Below are 17,416 nucleotides of genomic sequence, written 5' to 3' on the forward strand. Positions count from 1 at the left end.
TATCCCCGACGTGGACTAGAACGCCGGCCAAGGGATCGGGCGATGACGGTTCGGGCCGGGCATCACCGGGTGCTCCAGCAGGTCGGCGACGCGGCGGCGCAGGGCCGTGATCTCGCCGGCGGTCAGATGCGGTTGCAGCGATGCCGCCAGCGGACCCTCCAGCGCCACCAGCAGCCGCGACAGGGCCGGCAACGCCTCGTCGTCCAGGTCGGTCACCGACGTGCCCGCCCAGCCCCACAGCACGGTGCGCAACTTGTCCTGGGTGTGCAGGCTCACGCCATGGTCGACGCCGTAGACGCGGCCGTCGGTGCCGCACAGAATGTGTCCGCCCTTGCGGTCGGCGTTGTTGATCACCACGTCGAAAACGGCGAGCCGGCGCAACCGGATGTCATCGGCGTGCACCAGGGTGACCGGATCGCCGTTGTGGCCGTAGGCCTGCAACACCGGCAGGTAGCCCGCCGGAACGTGGTCCCCGGGAACCACGTCCACCAGGCCGGGCGCCGACGATGCATCCTGGGCTTGGTCGTCGTCTTCGGGTTGGTCCACCCAGCGCTGCACCATGCCCGGACCCGCCGGACCGCCGCGAATGATGGTGTAGGGCACCAGATTCCAGCCCAACTCAACCGAGATCAGGTGTGCGCCGAGTTCGCGGCCGGCCAGGGTGCCGTCGGGAAAGTCCCACAGCGGCTGCTCGCCGGCGACCGGCTTATAGACGCAGTGGACACGGTGCTCCCCCAGCCTCGCCTGGCACAGGAAGGTGGCGTTGCTCGCCGAGCGGATGCGGCCCAGGATCTCCAGTTCCCCGGAGTGCAACGCCTCCCGGTCGTCAGATGTCTGCGTCATCGGGCTCATCGTCGGGCCCGAAAGCACCCCGCCGATAGCCGTTGGTGCGCACGCACATGTGACCGGCGGGGTCCAGCGGCTCGTCGCACAGCGGACACGGCGGGCGGCCGGCCGAGATGACCCGGTTGGAGCGGGTGGCGAACTGGCGCGCGGACTCGGGGGTGAGGAACACCCGCACCGCGTCCGGCCCCTCGTCGGTGTCGTCGAGCACCATCGAGGCGTCGAACTCGGCGTCACTGACCGCGAGCAGCTCCACCACCACCGTCTGCGCCTCGGAGTCCCAGCCCAACCCCATGGTGCCGACCCGGAATTCCGCGTCCACCGGTGTGACCAGCGGGTCCAGGTCGTCGATCTCGGTGGGCTCGGGCGGCACCGGGGTGCCGAATCGGCGGTTGACCTCCAGCAGCAGCGCACCGATCCGTTCGGAGAGCACCGCGACCTGCTGCTTCTCCAGCACCACCGAGACCACCCGCTCGTCGTGGACGGCCTGCAGGTAGAACGTGCGGTTGCCGGGCTGGCCGACGGTCCCGGCCACGAAACGGTCGGGGGTGCGGAAGACGTGAATAGCTCGGGACATGGCAACTCCAAAATACCGGCAGTTGCGGCGGCCGACGGCATCTGGCTTCGGCGAGGTGGACCTAGGTGGTGGATCCGCCGACTACGGCGTCGCTTTCACCGACGGGGCCGGCCGGTGCACTGTGCACCGCGGCGGCCAACGACGCTCCGGTGTGGTTGAGGTGGATTACGAAGGGGCGCAACGGCGTGTAGCGGATCACGCTCGCCGAGGCCGGGTCGGCGGTGATCCGCTGAAAGCCGTCCAGATGCACGCCGAGCGCGTCGGCGATGACGGCCTTGATGACGTCGCCGTGGGTGCACGCCACCCACAGCACGTCGGCGCCGTGTTGGGAGGCCAACTGCCGGTCGTGATCGCGGACCGCGGCGACGGCCCGGGCCTGCACCTGCGCCAGCCCTTCGCCCTCGGGGAAGATCGCCGCGCTGGGCTGCGCCTGCACCACCCGCCACAGCGGTTCGGCGGTCAGTTCGCTGATCTTGCGGCCGGTCCAGGACCCGTAGTCGACCTCGGCCAGCCGGTCGTCGACGAGGGGGTCGAGCCCCAGGGCAGCGGCCAGCGGTTCGACGGTGCGCCGGCAGCGCAGCAGCGGTGAGCGCACCACCGCCTTGATCGGCAGGCCGTCGAGCCGGCCGACGAGCTGTGCGGCCTGCTCTCGGCCCTGTTCATCGAGTTCGACGCCTTCGGTGCGTCCGGCCAGCACCCCGGAGGTGTTCGAGGTGGACCGGCCGTGGCGCAGCAGGATGACGGTCATGGCATGGCCGCCAACGCCCCGGTTGCCAGCAGGATCAGGATCGTGGTCCCGGCGATGACCCGGTACCCGACAAACCAGTACATGGTGTGACTGCTGACGAACCGCAGCAGCCAACTGATCGCGGCGTAACCGACCAGGAAGGTGATCACCACCGAGACCAGCAACTGCGGCCCGGTCGCGCTCATTCCTTCGGTGACCGGATTGAAGGCGTTGGGCAGTTCGTGCAATCCCGAGGCGAATACCGCTGGGATGCCCAGCAGGAAGCCGAACCGGGCGGCCAGGGCCCGATCCATGCCCAGGAACAGGCCGGCACTGATGGTCGCCCCGGAGCGCGAGACGCCGGGCACCAGCGCCAGACACTGCGCGGCGCCGACCAGGAAGCCGTCCTTGACGGTCAATTGGTCGGCATGCCGCTGCCGGCGGCCGACATACTCGGCGGCGGCGATCACCAACGAGAATCCGACCATCGCGGAGGCGATCACCCAGAGGTTGCGTACGTCGCCGCGGATGAAGTGCTGGAACAGCACCCCGACGATCACGATCGGGATACTGCCGACGATGACGTACCAGCCCATCCGGTAGTCGGTCTTGCGTTCGGCGGGCAGCGGGGTCTTGGCCAGCGCCGAGGCCACCCCGGACAGCCAGGCCGTGGCGATGCGCGCGATGTCCTTGGCGAAATAGACCAGCACCGCGATCTCGGTGCCGATTTGGGTCACCGCGGTGAAGGAGGCGCCGGCGTCACCGACGAAGAACAGCCGGGAGACCAACGCCAGGTGTCCCGAGGAGGAGACCGGCAGAAACTCGGTGAGTCCCTGGACGATCGCTAGGACTATTACCTGCGGCCACGACATCACAGCCGTCTCGACCACCGATACGACCTCAGTCACGACGACGACCGTACCGGGCTGGTGTCAGCGGGTCAGACCGGATACCACGTCACGCACCGCGGCGGCCAGGCTGCGCTCGTCGGTGACATCGATTTCGAACAGGTGCCGGCTCGCGGTGGCCACCACGTCCTCGTCGTGCGGGACCGGGCCCGCCAGTCGAGGCCGGTAGATGTCCACCACCAGCTTCTGCTGCTCGGTGTGGAAGGAGAAACTGCGGCCGTCACCGACCTCGCCGAAACCACTGGCGAAGGCCCCCGTCCAGATCTCCTCGATGCGGAACTCCGAACATGCCAGCTGCCAGTCATCGACCACAGTCATGGCCGAGAGGTTACACCTAAGCGAACTTATTGTTCGGCCGGACATGCCAGCTTCACCTCGCCGCCTTCCTTAGAATCGGTCTCTGCACCAACCCGCCATCATGACGAGCTGGAAGAGCTGTCCTGTGCCCAAGTGCTCCACCCGCCGGCCACGCCGGTCCCTGCAAGGCCTGTTGCTGCCGCTGCTGCTGCTCACAGCGTGCTCATCCAATCCCATCACCGCGCCGCCGCCCACGATCGCGCCGGCCGAGCCCGCGGTGTCCCCGGTCGCCGCGGTGCGCCCGGCCGGCACCGTGCGGCCGCTGGCCGGCCACGCCACCGGCGCGGTGTTCGACGCGGCGACCAAACTGCTGGCGGTGCTGTCCCCCGGCCCGGACCCGCAGGCCGCCGCCACGCTCGGCCTGGTGGGCGACTCGAGCCGCCCGCCCACCGCGGTGGCGCTGCCGGGTCCGGCGAGCGCACTGGCCGGCGACGGCAACGGCGCGGCCTACCTGTCCGGGAACGGTGGCTACTACAGCGTCGACCTGGCCACCCGCGGCATCACCCGCGTCGACGTCGACGGCGCCGCCGGTGTCGAGTTCACCGCGATCGGCCGGCGCGCCGACGGAATCGTGGTGTTGGGCAGCGCCGACGGCGCGGTGTACACGCTGGCCGAGGACGGCACGCGGGTCGCCGAGCGGGCCAAGATCTTCGCCCGGGTCGACCAGATCGTGACCCAGGGCGATATCGCGGTGGTGCTGGACCGCGGCCAGACCTCGGTGACCACCATCGGCACCGACGGCGAGCCGCAGTACGCGCTGCGGGCGGGCCAGGGCGCGACCACGCTGGCCGCCGCGGCGCACGGGCCGGTGCTGGCAGCCGATCCGCGCAGTGGCCGGCTGCTGGTGTACGGCGTGGATCCGCTGATGCTGCACCAGGACTATCCGGTGCCGGATGCCCCCTACGGGCTGGCCGGGTCGGGCGGGTTTGCCTGGGTGTCGCAAACCGGGACGAACACCGTGGTCGGCTACGATTTGACCACCGGAATCCCCGTGGAGAAGGTTCGCTATCCGACCGTGCAGCAACCCAACACCCTAGCCTTGGACGAGAAGTCGGACACCCTGTACGTGGTGTCGGGCTCCGGCGCCGGGGTCCAGGTGATCGAGCACGCCACGAGGCCACAATGACCGCGTTGCGCCCCCGCCGGATGCCGGTCGGCTGGGACACCGACCTGTCCGATGACTACGAATGGATTCCGCTGCGACTGCCGCCGGAGGTCACCCGGATCGGGGCGTCCACCCGGTTGTCCATCGAAGCCGAATACCGAGGTTGGGAGCTGACCCGAGTGCGGTTGTACACCGACGGGAGCAGGCGGGTGCTGCTGCGCCGCAAGAAGTCTTCGGCGACGGCGATCAGCGGCGGCCGCTGCGTCGACCAGCCGGGACTGTAGGCCGATGGGTCTCTACGGCGCAGTGCGCCGGGCGTTCTTCCTGGTGCCGGCCGAGCGTATCCACACTCTCGTGTTCGCGGGGCTGCGCGGCGCCGCCGCGACGCCGCCGGCGCGCCGGGCCCTGCAGCGCCGCCTCGCGCCGCACGATCCGCTGCTGGCCAGCACCGTGTTCGGGGTGCACTTTCCCGGGCCGCTCGGGCTGGCCGCCGGGTTCGACAAGGACGGCCACGGGCTGAACGCTTGGGGTGCAATGGGTTTCGGCTACGCCGAGGTGGGCACCGTAACGGCGGCGGCACAACCGGGCAATCCCGCGCCGCGCCTTTTCCGGTTGCCCGACGACCGCGCGCTGCTCAACCGGATGGGCTTCAACAATCACGGGGCCGCCGCGCTGGCAATCCAGTTGGCGCGACACCGGTCCGACGTGCCGATCGGAGTGAACATCGGCAAGACCAAGGTCACCCCGCCCGAGGGCGCGGTGCAGGACTACCGCACCAGCGCCCGGCTGTTGGCCCCGCTGGCCGACTATCTGGTGGTCAACGTCAGCTCGCCGAACACGCCGGGGCTGCGCGACCTGCAGGCCGTCGAGTCGCTGCGGCCCATCCTGGCCGCGGTGCGTGCCGAAACCACCAAGCCGGTGCTGGTGAAGATCGCCCCGGATCTGGCCGACACCGATCTGGATGCCATCGCCGACCTGTGTGTGGAGTTGGGTCTGGCCGGCATCGTGGCGACCAACACCACGGTGTCGCGCGACGGCCTGGCGACCCCGGGGGTGGCCGAATTGGGGCCCGGCGGCATCTCCGGCCCGCCGGTGGCGCGGCGGGCGCTGGAGGTGCTGCGGCGGCTGTACGCCCGGGTGGGCGACCGGCTGGTCCTGATCAGTGTGGGCGGCATCGAGACCGCCGACGACGCCTGGGAGCGCATCACCGCCGGCGCCTCGCTGCTGCAGGGCTACACCGGCTTCATCTACGGCGGCGGTCTGTGGGCCCGCAACATCCACGACGGTCTGGCCCAGCGGCTGCGCGACGGCGGATTCGCCTCGCTGGCCGAGGCGGTCGGGTCCGCCGCCCGCTAGCGCGCGCTACTTCTGTTCGTAGGTGCCGACGATCACCGCGCGGGCGATCGCGTGCATGAACAGGTTGAAGCCCAGGTAGGCCGGGCTGGCGTCCTCGGCCAGCTCCAGCTTCTCGACGTCGACGGCGTGCACCGCAACGTAGTAGCGGTGCGTCCCGTGACCGGCCGGCGGCGCGGCGCCCACGTAGCGGCGCATCCCGGCGTCGTTGACCAGGGTCAGCGCATCGCCGGGCAGCAGGCTGCCGTCACCGGCGCCTTCGGGCAGCTCGGTGCAGGTGGCCGGCAGGTTGGCCACCGCCCAGTGCCAGAATCCCGACGCGGTGGGTGCGTCCGGGTCGTAGCAGGTGACCGCGAAGCTCCGGGTCTCCTCGGGAAAGCCCGACCAGCTCAGCTGCGGGCTGGCGTCTTCACCACCGGCCCCCATGATTCCGCTGACCTGGGCTTTGCCCAGCGACTGGCCGTCGGTCAGCGACGTGGAGGTGAGCGTGAAGGTCGGCAGCTTGGGCAGCGCGGCGTACGGGTCGGGGGTGGTGGTCATGACTGGTCCTCTCGTAGTGGATCAACTTCGTCGTTTGGTCAGCAGTGTGTCAGGAAGTGGTGCAGTACGCGGGTGCCGAACTCCAGTGCGTCAACCGGAACGCGTTCGTCGACTCCGTGGAACAGTGCGGAGAAGTCGAGGTCGGGCGGCAGTCGCAGCGGAGCGAAGCCGAAGCATCGAATACCCAACTTGGCGAACGCTTTTGCATCCGTTCCGCCGGACAGCATGTAGGGCACGGTCCGGGCGTCGGGGTCACACGCCAGCAGCGCGGCGTTCATCGCCTCGACCAGGTCGCCGTCGAAGGTCGTCTCCACCGGCGGCTGGTAGGCCACCCATTCCCGGGTCACGTCGGGGCCGATCAGTGCGTCGACCTCGGCCTCGAACGCCGCCTGGCGCCCGGGCAGCACCCGGCAGTCCACTACCGCCTCGGCCGTCGCCGGGATGACGTTGGCCTTGTAGCCGGCCTGCAGCATGGTCGGGGTCGCGGTGTCGCGCAGGGTGGCGTTGACGATGCGCGAGATCGGTCCCAGCTTCTCGATCATTCCTTCCAGGTCCGGGGAGTCGACGTCGATGGCGTGCCCGGTCTCCTCGCCGACCGCGGCCAAAAACTCCACCACGGCATCGGAGAGCACCAGCGGGAACCGGTGCCGGCCCAGCCGGGCCACCGCCTCGGTCAGGGTGGTGACGGCGTTGTCGTCGTTGATCATCGACCCGTGCCCGGCCCGGCCGTGGGCCCGCAGCCGCATCCAGGACAGCCCCTTCTCCGCGGTCTCGATCAAATACAGCCGACTCTCCCCGCCGTCGCGCCGCGGCACCGTGAGCGAAAAACCGCCGACCTCCCCGATCGCCTCGGTGACCCCGGCGAACAGATCGGGGCGGTTCTCGACGATCCAGTGCGCCCCGTACTTGCCGCCGGCCTCCTCGTCGGCCAGGAATGCGAACACCAAGTCACGCGGCGGGGTGATGCCGGCCCGGGCCAGGTGCCGGGCCACCGCGATCATCATCCCGCACATGTCCTTCATGTCGACCGCGCCGCGGCCCCAGACATACCCGTCCTCGATCGCGCCGGAGAACGGGTGCACGCTCCAGTCGCTGGCCTCGGCGGGCACCACATCGAGATGCCCGTGGATCAGCAGCGCCCCACGGCTTGGGTCGCTGCCTTTGAGCCGAGCGAAGACGTTGCCGCGTCCGGGCGCACCGGATTCGAGGTATTCGGTCTCATACCCCACTTCCTCGAGCTGGCCGGCCACCCAGCGTGCGCAGTCGGCCTCGCCCTTGGTGGTGGCCGGCTCTCCGGTGTTGGAGGTGTCGAAACGGATCAGCGTGCTGACGAGCTCGACCACCTCGCCCACTGCGGCGCCGGCGGGATCGGAGAAATCGGTCACAGCTACCTTTACTACCACTTCACGTTCCTGCGGATCGCGTTGCGAGGGCTGGGTTTGGGTCCAGCGGAGGGCATCCGTTAGCCTTAGCTGCCCGGCCGCGCCGGGTTGGTCCGAGTGGCGGAATGGCAGACGCGCTAGCTTGAGGTGCTAGTGCCCTATTAACGGGCGTGGGGGTTCAAGTCCCCCCTCGGACACATTTTCTGTGCGGAGTCGGGTCCTCGGTTACGGCCCGCTCCGACCATGTGGGCTGGTGCCCGGCTTTGAGCGACAACTGCTGTGGTGAGCCGGGATTGACCGGACGTGTCGCTCAGAGGCGGGCAACCGCCCTGCCGTCTCGGGGCGCGCAGGCCGGATCAGGCTCCGCTTTGACCGGCTGCGGAATGGCCGAGCTGAATCACCGAAGTCCCAACCGTCGTAGGCTCGATGGGGAGATGACTCGTCCAGGCGCGTACCTTCGCCAGCCGGCACCACGCACCTTTTCCGACCGCCGTGACGCCGGCCGGGCCTTGGCCGAGCTGGTGACGGGCTACCTGGCCGATTCCCTGCCCGCCGCAGCGGGCGCCCAGGGCGTGGTGGTGCTGGGACTGGCCCGCGGCGGGGTCCCGGTCGCCTGGGAGGTCGCCGCCGCCCTGCGGGCGCCGCTGGACGTGTTTCTGGTCCGCAAGATCGGGGTGCCGCAGCAGCCCGAGTTGGCGATGGGCGCGCTGGCCGGCGGCCAGGTGGTGATGAACGACGAGGTGGTCCGCAGCCTGGCTATCGGCCACGACGTGGTGCAGTCGGTGATCGAGCGCGAGACCACCGAATTACGCCGCCGCGAACGTGCCTACCGTGGCGACCGCCCGGCGACCGATCTGCGCGGCCGGGTGGTGATCTTGGTCGACGACGGTATCGCCACCGGTGCGAGCGTGCTGGCGGCGGTCCGGGTGGTCCAGGCGGCCGAACCGGCGTCGATCATCGTCGCCGTGCCGGTGGCGGCACGCTCCGCATGTCGCAAGATCGCCCAGGAAGCCGACGACGTCGTCTGCGTCACCAGCCCCGAGGCCTTCGACGCGGTGGGACAGGTCTATCGCAACTTTGACCAGACCACCGACGACGAAGTCCGCGACCTGCTGGCCGCGCCGACGACCGGCCGAACAGCGGCTAATCGGCCGGGTGCGTAGCGGGCTCCTCAGCGGCCACTTCGGTTGGCTCGGCGGCCTCAGCGTCGAAGTCGGCCACCTCAGCGGCCTCGGAGTTCTCGACGCCGGCATCGTCGGCCTCGTAATCGGCCGCGTCGTAGACCTCGTCGGCGGGAACCTCGGACTCCTCAACGGCGTCCCCGGCATCCGAGGGGGCCTCGACCGCCGGGGCGTTCGCGCGCCGCTCCCGCAGGGCGTCCACGATCAGCAGCAGTACGCCCAGCACGCTGGCGCCGATGCAGACCCACGCCACCAGCGCATTGCTGGTGACGACGGCGAACACCAATGCGGCCAGGCCGATTACCGCCAATACCAATGCGATGACCAGCATCGACTCACCTCCAGTCCGACGGGCGAACTACTCGACTCCGACGGTCAGTTGGTGCCGCGGTTGAAGTGGTTGAAGCCGCCGCCGTCGCCGCTGGCACTGCTGTCGACGGGCGCTGCCGAACCGCGCTGGCCCAGCTCCTCGAGCTGGGATTCCAGATAGGTCTTGAGCCGGGTGCGGTACTCGCGCTCGAAGGTGCGCAGTTGTTCGAGGCGGCCTTCCAGCACAGTGCGCTGCTGGTTGATCGTGCCCATGATCTCGGAGTGCTTGCGCTCGGCGTCGGCCTGCAGTGCGTCGGCCTTCTCCTGGGCCTGGCGCAACTGGGTCTCCGAACGGGTCTGGGCGTCGGAGAGCATGGCGTCGGCGCGCTGGCGGGCTTCGGCGACCGTCGTCTCCGCGGTCTGGCGTGCCTCGGTGAGGATCTGGTCGGCGTTGGCGCGGGCGTCGGCCATCAGCTTCTCCGACTCGGCCCGGGCGGTGCCGGTCAACCGGTCGGCGGTGTCCTGGGCCAGGCTCAGCACGCGGGCCGCCTTGAGGTGCTGCTCCTCGGCAGGCACTTCGGCGGCCGGCGCGGCGGCCACCGGCTGCGGCGGCGCCACCGGCTCCGGGGCGGGCTCGTAGGCCGGGATCGAGGGAATCGGCTGGGCGGCGCCACCGGCGCGGGCCGCGGCCAAGTCCTGGTCGAGCTCGCTCACCCGCTGACGCAGGTCGGCGTTCTCCTCGATAAGGCGCGTCAGCTCGGTCTCGACCAAGTCGAGGAAGGCGTCGACCTCGTCCTCGTTGTAGCCGCGCTTCCCAATCGGCGGTTTGCTGAACGCGACGTTATGTACGTCGGCCGGTGTTAGTGGCATCGTCTGCCCCCTCGAGTCAGGTAGTTGGTAGCGCCGATCGGGCACGTTAGTCGACCGGGAAAACGCTCGCGGTGTGTAACTGCCGTCCATCCTGTCACATCAGCCGCTGCGCTCGGCAATGTGAACGATATTAAGAGTGAATTTCAAATTGCTGCCACAGAAATCACGCATTGGCAAACGCAAGCTCCGCCGACGATCGGCGATCCCGGCCGGTGAGCGGTGCCCGGAGGCCATGGCGGTGAGGCCAAACCGCCGGGAACTGGGCCTCTGGGCACCGCCGACAATCGGCTGCGACTCCACCCTTCCGGCCGGCGGCAGCAAAGTGCTTAGGCTCCCAACCTGGGAAATGTGAGCTATTTCGCTACGCACCAACCGTGTCGGCCGCCCACCCCCCACGGCCGCGCTCGGCCGACGGGGGTACCGGTCCGGCCGCCGGCGCCGTATTATTCACAATATCGACCCGTAAATATTCCTGACGAGGTCGAACCGCGCGGAACCGACCGGAGGGACACTCGGGAATGACAACCAATGACGTGGTCATGGCGACCAGCGAAGCGGACTCGGCAGCCGTCGATGACATCCGATCTCGCTACGCCGAACTCCTCGGCCGCCAGGCCGCCTTGGGCGCAGCGTTGTTCGCCGCGGTCGCCGGGCCGACCTTCGATGAGGCACTCGGGGCCGTGCAGGTGTCCCTCGACCGAGCGGTACGACCGCAGTTACAGGCCGCGGTGGGCCTGATATTCCCGGCGTTGGCCGGCGTCGAGCGCTCGCGGCTGCTGGTCGAAGGCCTGCTCGGTGACATCCACCTGATCGAGCAACTGGCGGCGCGAATCGCCCACGGCACCGACCGGGTTCAGCGGGTCGCGCATGTCGAGGCGCTGCGCGTCCTGCTGGATGCAGTGCTGGGCAAGATCGCCGACCTGCTGCTGCCCGCACTCGCCCAGGCCAGCGGCGTCTCACTGGCCGCACTGGCCGCCCAACTTCCCGGCCTCGATGACGTCGCATCCGGGTCCGCTGCCACGGCCCAGCCCGGGCCCGCCGCCCACGGGCACGACGGCCACACCGGTTGCGGCTGCGGCGAGGAAGACGACGAGATGCCCGAACTCGACGTGCGCGAGATTCCGCACGCCATCAGACATGCCACGGTGTTCGGCGCCTTCGACGCGGTTCCGGTGGGCGGATCGCTGCTGCTGGTGGCCCCGCACGACCCGATCCCGCTGCTGCGTCAGCTCGCTGAGCGCAGCGGTGGCCGGCTGGCGGTCGGCTACGAGGAGCGTGGACCGGAGGCGTGGCGGTTGCGACTGACCCGGGTCTGAGCCCCGCTGACGCCGCTAAGCGGCGTGCTGCAGGGCCAGCTCCATGCCGACGAACGCGATCAGCAGCAGCACCATGATCGACAGGTCGATCCGCACCGCCCCGATGGTCAGCTGCGGAATGAGCCGTCGCAGCAGTTTCACCGGCGGATCGGTGATGCTCATGATCAGTTCCAGGATCACCACGGTGGCACCCGTCGGGTGCCAGTCACGGCTGAACGAGCGGATGAACTCGATGACGATCCGGGCGATCAGCAACAGCCAGAAGACAAATAGCGCGATACCAAGAATCGTGAAGAACAGCGCCAACGGAATGCGACCTTACTGACGAGGGTGTGCCCGCATCAGCAGTGCTGACCGGCTCGACTGCCGTTCCAGCCTACCGATAGGCGTAGAAGCCGGTCTCGGCGATGCGGCGACGCTCCTCCGGGGAGACGTCGACATCGGCCGGAGACAGCAGAAACACCTTGGTCGCGACCTTGTCGAAAGAGCCGCGCAGGGCGAAGGCAAGCCCCGCCGCGAAGTCGACCAGCCGCTTGGCGTCGGCGTTGTCCATCGACACCAGGTCCATGATGACCGGGGTGCCGTCGCGGAACCGCTCGCCGATGGTGCGGGCTTCGCTGTAGTCCTTGGGCCGCAGCGTGGTGATCTTCGACAGCGGGCTGCTCTCGTCGAACATCTGGGCCATCCGGCGCGGCTCCATCGCCAGGGCGCCGCGGGTCGAGCCGCGCAGCGAGGAGAACCGGCGCTCGAAGTCACGGGGCCGGTCGAACTCACGCGCGCGGTAGCGGGGGTCGCGGGCGTCGTCGTCGTAGCCGCCCCGGTAGCCGCCGGGCACGTCGTCGTAGTCGCGATCGTCGTAGCGGCCCTCCGAGCGGCCGCCTACCCGGTCGAAAACATCCTCGCCGAATCGCTCCGCCCGGGGCGCGTAGTCACGCGACCCGGCGCGGTCATCGCCGTCGTCGTAGTAGTCGTCGTCGTAGTCCTCCATAGGAGCCATCCCGAAGTAGGCCTTGACCTTGTGGAGTGTGCTCATCCTTGGACCCTTCTAGGCTGATGACTGTGATGAAGGTGTGACTGAAGTGACTAATAACGGTGACGGTAACGGCAGCGAGCGCGTTGACGCGGCACCGACACGCGGACAGCTCCCACCGGTTTCACCCACCCTTCCAGCGACCTCTACCGCGGACTCATTCCAGCCAGACCAGCGACGCCAGCCGGCCGGTGAGTCCGTCGCGACGGTGACTGAACAATTTCGGGTCCGCCGCCGTACAACGCGGGTCGGCGTCGATGGCCTGCACGCCCAATCCCCTTAGTTGACGCGCGATTCCGGCCCGCAGGTCCAGCCCTACAGTGCCCGCCGACGTGACGGTGCGACTGCCCGGCAGCGCCGCCTCGACCTCGTCGGCCATCTCAGCGGGCACCTCGTAGTGCAGTCCACTGACCGCTGGGCCCAGCAAAACCGAAATGTCGCCAGCGTGTGCCCCGGCCGCCAGCATGGACTCCAGCGTGCGAGCGACCACGCCATGCTGCGCGCCGACCCGGCCGGCATGGACTGCCGCGACCACCCCGGCCCGCGCGTCGGCCATCAGCACCGGAACACAGTCGGCGGTCACCACCACCATCGCCAGCCGGGGCTCCGTGGTGACCAGCGCATCGGTGGCGTCGAGCGGGGTGTCGCGCGGCCCGTCGACGACCGCCACATGATCACCGTGCACCTGGTTCATCCACACCAGCCGATCGGGACCGAGGCCGGTGGCCTTGGCCAACCGTGCGCGATTAGCCGCCACCGCGGCCGGGTCATCGCCGACGTGGTCGCCGAGGTTGAAGCTGTCGAACGGAGCCTTCGACACACCACCGGAGCGGGTGGTCGTCACCCGCCGGATGCGAAACGTCACCGCGCCGAAGCCCGAAGGTCAGTGGCGCATGAAGGGCGGCACGTCGACGTCGTCGTCGTCGCAGCCGTCGTCACCATTGCGCCCGCCCACACTGACCGTCGCACCGTTGGTGGGCGCCGGCACACTGACCGCATCCACCGGGTCGAACAGCGACGTGGTGACCTTGCCGGCCTGTCCGGGCGCCATCGCGTGCCGAGCCGCGCCGGGCGTACCGGTCACCGGCTTGCGTCCGGAGCCCGCCGAGTCGAAGCCGGCCGCGATCACCGTGACCCGCACCTCGTCGCCGAGGGAGTCGTCGATCACGGTGCCGAAGATGATGTTGGCCTCGGGGTGCGCGGCGTCCTGCACCAGCGATGCCGCCTCGTTGATCTCGAACAGCCCCAGGTCGCTGCCGCCGGCGACCGACATCAGCACGCCCTGGGCGCCTTCCATCGAGGCTTCCAGCAGCGGCGAGTTGATCGCGATCTCGGCGGCCTTGAGCGCCCGGCCGTCACCGCGGGCCGATCCGATGCCCATCAGCGCGGTGCCGGCGCCGCTCATGATGCCCTTGACGTCGGCGAAGTCGACGTTGATCAGGCCGGGCGTGGTGATCAGGTCGGTGATGCCCTGGACACCGTTGAGCAACACCTCGTCGGCGCTGCGGAACGCGTCCATCAGCGAGACCTGGGCGTCGCCCATCTGCAGCAGCCGGTCATTGGGGATCACGATCAGGGTGTCGCAGCTCTCCCGCAGCGCGGTGATGCCGTTCTCGGCCTGGTTGCTGCGCCGCTTGCCCTCAAAGGAGAACGGCCGGGTGACCACACCGACGGTCAATGCGCCGAGCTTGCGCGCGATGGTCGCGACCACCGGGGCGCCGCCGGTGCCGGTGCCGCCGCCCTCCCCGGCGGTGACGAACACCATGTCGGCGCCGCGCAGCAGCTCCTCGATCTCATCCTTGGCGTCTTCGGCGGCGCGACGGCCCACTTCCGGGTCGGCGCCGGCGCCGAGCCCGCGGGTGGAGTCACGGCCGACGTCGAGTTTGACGTCGGCGTCGCTCATCAGCAATGCCTGCGCGTCGGTGTTGATCGCGATGAACTCAACGCCCTTGAGGCCCTGCTCGATCATCCGGTTGACGGCGTTGACGCCGCCACCACCGATACCCACGACTTTGATGACGGCCAGATAGTTGTGCGGTGGGGTCATCGTTCGTCTTCCTCCCTGGTGGGATTGGAGTCCTCTTCGGGCCGGGCTTGGCGCGGAACTCCCGATTCTGTCTTCGACAAAACCCTCAACCTCAACCATAGGCTTAGAGTTATGTCAAGTTGTTCCGCGCAACCGCCACAGTAGGACCGCCTGCGCCCTCATCGGCGCCGACGCGCCGAGACACGCCCGGTGAATTTTCCTGTCGGGCGGGGGCTTCCCGCCCGCGAACCTTCACCGAGTGCGAACCCGGCGACGGGATTTCCGCGTGCCGTGCAGCCGGATTCACACTCGCAGGCCACCGACGGGTCGTTCGACGGCGCTACCGGACGGTGGGCAGGTCCGGACTCGACACGTCATAGGTGTGGCCGGGCTGGGTCAGCAACGCCGCCAGCTTCTGTGCCTTCTCCGCGGTGCGGTCGGTGTTGCCCCACACCACCACCCGGCCATCGGCCAGCGTCAGGGTGATCGACGCCACCGACGGGGCGGCCACCCGGCTGATCTGGCCGGCCACCTCGGGCGCCAGCGAGGTCATCACCTGCAGAGCGGCCAGCGTGGACGGGTCCGCCGGGCCAGGGTTGTCCACATCGAAGAACGGCAGCATTCTCGGCGGCGCCCCGGTCGCAAAGTCGACGCCATCCCGGTCGAACAGGTGCGGGCCGTCCGGAAAATCCTTGTAGACCACCGGGACCCGTTCGACCACCGCGATCCCCAGCACCGAGGGGTACTGCCGCTGCACCCGGGTGCTGGCCACCCGTCGAATGGTCGCGACCCGATCGGCCACGCTGCCGGTGTCGATCTGCAGCAACGGCGTTCCGTGCCGCACCCGCGCCACCTCCAGCACTTCCTCCCGGGTCACCGTCGCGATCCCGGTGACCTCGATATCGCGCACCGACATCAGCGGGGTGAAGTACAAAATGAGCCCGAGCCCGACGACCAGCACCGCCGCCAGAAAGACCGCCAGCACCATCTTCAGCCCACGAATGGTGCCGCGGGGAACGCCTTTGGGCGCGTCGGCAGAACCGGCGCGCAGTCGCCGCTTGGCCTCTCTACGGGCCTGTTCGATGGCCTCGGCGCGCGCCTGCGCGGCGCGCCGCTCCGCGCGTTCGCGACGGGCCCGGCGTCGTGGACCCTCCACCTCGGCGGGCTCGTCGGCGGCCTCCGCCTCCTGGCCGTCATCCGCGGCGACGTCGCCCTCCGCGACCTCCGCGTCCGTTTCCGGGGTGTCGGCGGCGGCCTCCGTCGCGTCCGTTACTGGAACGTCGGCGGCATCATCCGGATCCTCCGGTGGACCGGCCGGGGTCTCAGGCGGGACGGTCACAGCGCCCCCGGACTGCCGGGAGGGGTCCGATCGGCGCGTGCCCGCAACGCGCTGACGATCTCCGGCCCCAACATGGTGACGTCGCCGGCGCCCATGGTGATGATCACGTCACCGGGACCGGCGGCCGCTGCCACCGCGTCGGGCACCGCCGAGAAGTCCGGCAGGTAATGCACCGGCACACTGACATGTTCGGCGACGCTGGCGCCGCTCACCCCGGGCAACGGCTGCTCACGCGCACCGTAGACGTCGAGGACGAAAACCTCGTCGGCGCCGTCCAGCGACCGGCCGAACTCGGCAGCGAACTCCTTTGTCCGCGAATACAGATGCGGCTGGAACACCACCAGGCTGCGCCCGGTTCCGCGCTCGTTCAGCAGCGCCCGGACCGCGGTCAAGGTCGCGGAGATCTCGGTGGGATGGTGCGCGTAGTCGTCGAAGACCCGCACCGAACCCGTGACGCCTGCCGACCCGACCAGCTCGAAACGTCGGCGCACCCCGTCGAACCCGGCCAGCCCGTCGAGCACCGCATCGAGCGGCGCACCGACCTCGACCGCCGCCAGCAGCGCGCCGAGCGCATTGAGTGCCATATGACGTCCCGGCACCGACAGTCGCATCGCCCTGCGCTCGCCCGTTCCGGCCAGCATGATCTCGGCGACCGCTCCGGTCCCCTGCTGCTCCCAACGGACCAGCTCGCCGTCAAGCGGCGCCGTCCCGGCGCCTTCGGTGCCGTAGCGCAGCACCCGGATGCCCTGGGCCGCAGTGCGCTCGGCCAGCTCGGCCCCACCGGGGTCATCGACGCACACCACCACCGCCCCGCCCGGCGCGATGCGCTCGACGAACGCGTCGAACACCTGGGTGTAGGCCTCGGCACTGCCGAAGAAGTCGAGATGGTCCGCCTCGATGTTGGTCACCACCGCCACGTTGGGGGTGTACTCCAACAGCGAGCCGTCGCTCTCATCGGCCTCGGCGACGAACAGCGGCCCGCTGCCATGATGGGCGTTGGTGCCGGCTTCTGCACCGGCAGAACCCAATTCGCCGCCGACCGCGAACGACGGATCCAAGCCGCAGTGCTGCAACGCGACCACCAACATCGACGTCGTCGTGGTCTTGCCGTGGGTGCCGGTGACCATCAGCGTGGTGCGCCCGGCCATCAACTTCGCCAGCACCGCCGGTCGCAACACCACCGGGATGCCGCGACGCCGCGCCTCGACAAGCTCGGGGTTGGTCTTGGGAATCGCCGCGTGGGTGGTGACGACGGCGGTGACCCCACCGGGCAGCAGATCCAGGGCCGACGCGTCGTGACCGATGCGCACCTGCGCGCCGCGGGCCCGCAGTGCGTGAATCCCGCGGGACTCCTTGGCATCCGAGCCCGAGACCAGCCCCCCGCGGTCCAGCAAGATGCGGGCGATTCCGGACATGCCCGCGCCGCCGATACCGACCATGTGTACCCGGCTCAGCTCCGGTGGCAGCCGGTCGGAGCTCATGCCCGGCTCCCAGACCGCCGGGCGCTCGCGACATCCAGTGCGACCCCGCTCATGCCGCTCACTGGCCGTCCC

20 protein-coding genes and 1 tRNA gene are annotated in these 17,416 nt (G+C 69.5%); 6 read left to right on the plus strand and 15 right to left on the minus strand.

Features of this window, described 5'->3' with window-relative positions:
• Window positions 1–15: 15 nt before the first annotated feature.
• The 5 genes from N416_RS0101965 to N416_RS0101985 form a co-directional block, all read right to left on the minus strand.
• Window positions 16–843 carry an SCO1664 family protein gene (locus tag N416_RS0101965; protein WP_024440458.1) on the minus strand — a complete coding sequence of 276 codons (828 nt, stop codon included), beginning with the start codon at window positions 841–843 and terminating at the stop codon, window positions 16–18.
• A complete protein-coding gene (locus N416_RS0101970) occupies window positions 827–1,420 on the minus strand; it encodes a DUF3090 domain-containing protein (protein WP_024440459.1) in 594 nt (197 codons plus the stop codon). Before N416_RS0101970 ends, N416_RS0101965 begins: the two co-directional genes overlap by 17 nt.
• Before the next feature lie 61 nt (window positions 1,421–1,481).
• On the minus strand, window positions 1,482–2,168 hold the full coding sequence (locus tag N416_RS0101975; protein ID WP_024440460.1) for a histidine phosphatase family protein: 687 nt from the start codon (window positions 2,166–2,168) through the stop codon (window positions 1,482–1,484).
• Window positions 2,165–3,019, minus strand: a complete 855-nt coding sequence (locus N416_RS0101980; RefSeq protein WP_024440461.1) for an undecaprenyl-diphosphate phosphatase — start codon at window positions 3,017–3,019, stop codon at window positions 2,165–2,167. The genes N416_RS0101975 and N416_RS0101980 overlap by 4 nt, the downstream gene beginning before the upstream one ends.
• A gap of 60 nt (window positions 3,020–3,079) precedes the next feature.
• Window positions 3,080–3,373 (minus strand): hypothetical protein, encoded by a 294-nt coding sequence (locus N416_RS0101985; RefSeq protein ID WP_024440462.1) that lies wholly within the window; start codon window positions 3,371–3,373, stop codon window positions 3,080–3,082.
• Window positions 3,374–3,497: 124 nt separating this feature from the next.
• Between N416_RS0101985 and N416_RS0101990 the strand changes: the two genes are divergently transcribed.
• Genes N416_RS0101990 through N416_RS0102000 form a run of 3 tightly spaced genes read left to right on the plus strand, consistent with a single transcriptional unit; the run spans window position 3,498 to window position 5,873 of the window.
• Window positions 3,498–4,538 carry a hypothetical protein gene (locus tag N416_RS0101990; protein ID WP_024440463.1) on the plus strand — a complete coding sequence of 347 codons (1,041 nt, stop codon included), beginning with the start codon at window positions 3,498–3,500 and terminating at the stop codon, window positions 4,536–4,538.
• Window positions 4,535–4,801 (plus strand): DUF5703 family protein, encoded by a 267-nt coding sequence (locus tag N416_RS0101995; RefSeq protein ID WP_024440464.1) that lies wholly within the window; start codon window positions 4,535–4,537, stop codon window positions 4,799–4,801. Before N416_RS0101990 ends, N416_RS0101995 begins: the two co-directional genes overlap by 4 nt.
• 4 nt (window positions 4,802–4,805) lie before the next feature.
• Window positions 4,806–5,873: a quinone-dependent dihydroorotate dehydrogenase gene (locus tag N416_RS0102000; protein ID WP_024440465.1), complete on the plus strand. Its 1,068-nt coding sequence runs from the start codon at window positions 4,806–4,808 to the stop codon at window positions 5,871–5,873.
• Between the two features lie 6 nt (window positions 5,874–5,879).
• Here N416_RS0102000 and N416_RS0102005 read toward each other — a convergent pair whose 3' ends face one another.
• Window positions 5,880–6,410, minus strand: coding sequence for a YbhB/YbcL family Raf kinase inhibitor-like protein (locus N416_RS0102005; RefSeq protein WP_024440466.1), 531 nt, complete (start codon window positions 6,408–6,410; stop codon window positions 5,880–5,882).
• A 38-nt stretch (window positions 6,411–6,448) separates the two neighbouring features.
• Window positions 6,449–7,795 (minus strand): M20/M25/M40 family metallo-hydrolase, encoded by a 1,347-nt coding sequence (locus N416_RS0102010; protein ID WP_155943302.1) that lies wholly within the window; start codon window positions 7,793–7,795, stop codon window positions 6,449–6,451.
• A gap of 108 nt (window positions 7,796–7,903) precedes the next feature.
• Between N416_RS0102010 and N416_RS0102015 the strand changes: the two genes are divergently transcribed.
• Both N416_RS0102015 and N416_RS0102020 read left to right on the plus strand, forming a co-directional pair.
• Window positions 7,904–7,989, plus strand: a tRNA-Leu gene (locus N416_RS0102015).
• Between the two features lie 237 nt (window positions 7,990–8,226).
• A complete protein-coding gene (locus N416_RS0102020; RefSeq protein WP_024440468.1) occupies window positions 8,227–8,955 on the plus strand; it encodes a phosphoribosyltransferase in 729 nt (242 codons plus the stop codon).
• Here N416_RS0102020 and N416_RS0102025 read toward each other — a convergent pair.
• Window positions 8,936–9,304 carry a hypothetical protein gene (locus N416_RS0102025; protein WP_024440469.1) on the minus strand — a complete coding sequence of 123 codons (369 nt, stop codon included), beginning with the start codon at window positions 9,302–9,304 and terminating at the stop codon, window positions 8,936–8,938. The genes N416_RS0102020 and N416_RS0102025 overlap by 20 nt on opposite strands.
• A 44-nt stretch (window positions 9,305–9,348) precedes the next feature.
• Complete coding sequence (locus N416_RS0102030; RefSeq protein WP_024440470.1) at window positions 9,349–10,152, minus strand: DivIVA domain-containing protein; 804 nt, start codon at window positions 10,150–10,152, stop codon at window positions 9,349–9,351.
• A gap of 518 nt (window positions 10,153–10,670) precedes the next feature.
• On the opposite strand from N416_RS0102030, the gene N416_RS0102035 reads away from it, so the two are divergent.
• Window positions 10,671–11,468, plus strand: a complete 798-nt coding sequence (locus N416_RS0102035) for a DUF2249 domain-containing protein (protein ID WP_024440471.1) — start codon at window positions 10,671–10,673, stop codon at window positions 11,466–11,468.
• Between the two features lie 15 nt (window positions 11,469–11,483).
• Here N416_RS0102035 and N416_RS0102040 read toward each other — a convergent pair whose 3' ends face one another.
• The 6 genes from N416_RS0102040 to murC all read right to left on the minus strand — a co-directional run bounded on the left by N416_RS0102040 (window position 11,484) and on the right by murC (window position 17,344).
• A complete protein-coding gene (locus N416_RS0102040) occupies window positions 11,484–11,774 on the minus strand; it encodes a YggT family protein (protein WP_024440472.1) in 291 nt (96 codons plus the stop codon).
• A gap of 70 nt (window positions 11,775–11,844) precedes the next feature.
• Entirely contained in the window at window positions 11,845–12,501 is a 657-nt protein-coding gene (locus tag N416_RS0102045; protein WP_024440473.1) for a cell division protein SepF, read from the minus strand.
• 154 nt (window positions 12,502–12,655) lie between these two features.
• Window positions 12,656–13,363, minus strand: coding sequence for a peptidoglycan editing factor PgeF (gene pgeF, locus N416_RS0102050; RefSeq protein WP_024440474.1), 708 nt, complete (start codon window positions 13,361–13,363; stop codon window positions 12,656–12,658).
• A gap of 18 nt (window positions 13,364–13,381) precedes the next feature.
• Window positions 13,382–14,545, minus strand: a complete 1,164-nt coding sequence (gene ftsZ, locus N416_RS0102055; protein WP_024440475.1) for a cell division protein FtsZ — start codon at window positions 14,543–14,545, stop codon at window positions 13,382–13,384.
• Window positions 14,546–14,864: 319 nt separating this feature from the next.
• Window positions 14,865–15,863, minus strand: a complete 999-nt coding sequence (locus N416_RS0102060; RefSeq protein WP_024440476.1) for a cell division protein FtsQ/DivIB — start codon at window positions 15,861–15,863, stop codon at window positions 14,865–14,867.
• Window positions 15,860–17,344, minus strand: coding sequence for a UDP-N-acetylmuramate--L-alanine ligase (gene murC, locus N416_RS0102065; RefSeq protein WP_024440477.1), 1,485 nt, complete (start codon window positions 17,342–17,344; stop codon window positions 15,860–15,862). The genes N416_RS0102060 and murC overlap by 4 nt, the downstream gene beginning before the upstream one ends.
• Between the last annotated feature and the right edge of the window lie 72 nt (window positions 17,345–17,416).

It is taken from the genome of Mycobacterium sp. UM_WGJ, assembly GCF_000455125.1.
Classification (GTDB): domain Bacteria; phylum Actinomycetota; class Actinomycetes; order Mycobacteriales; family Mycobacteriaceae; genus Mycobacterium.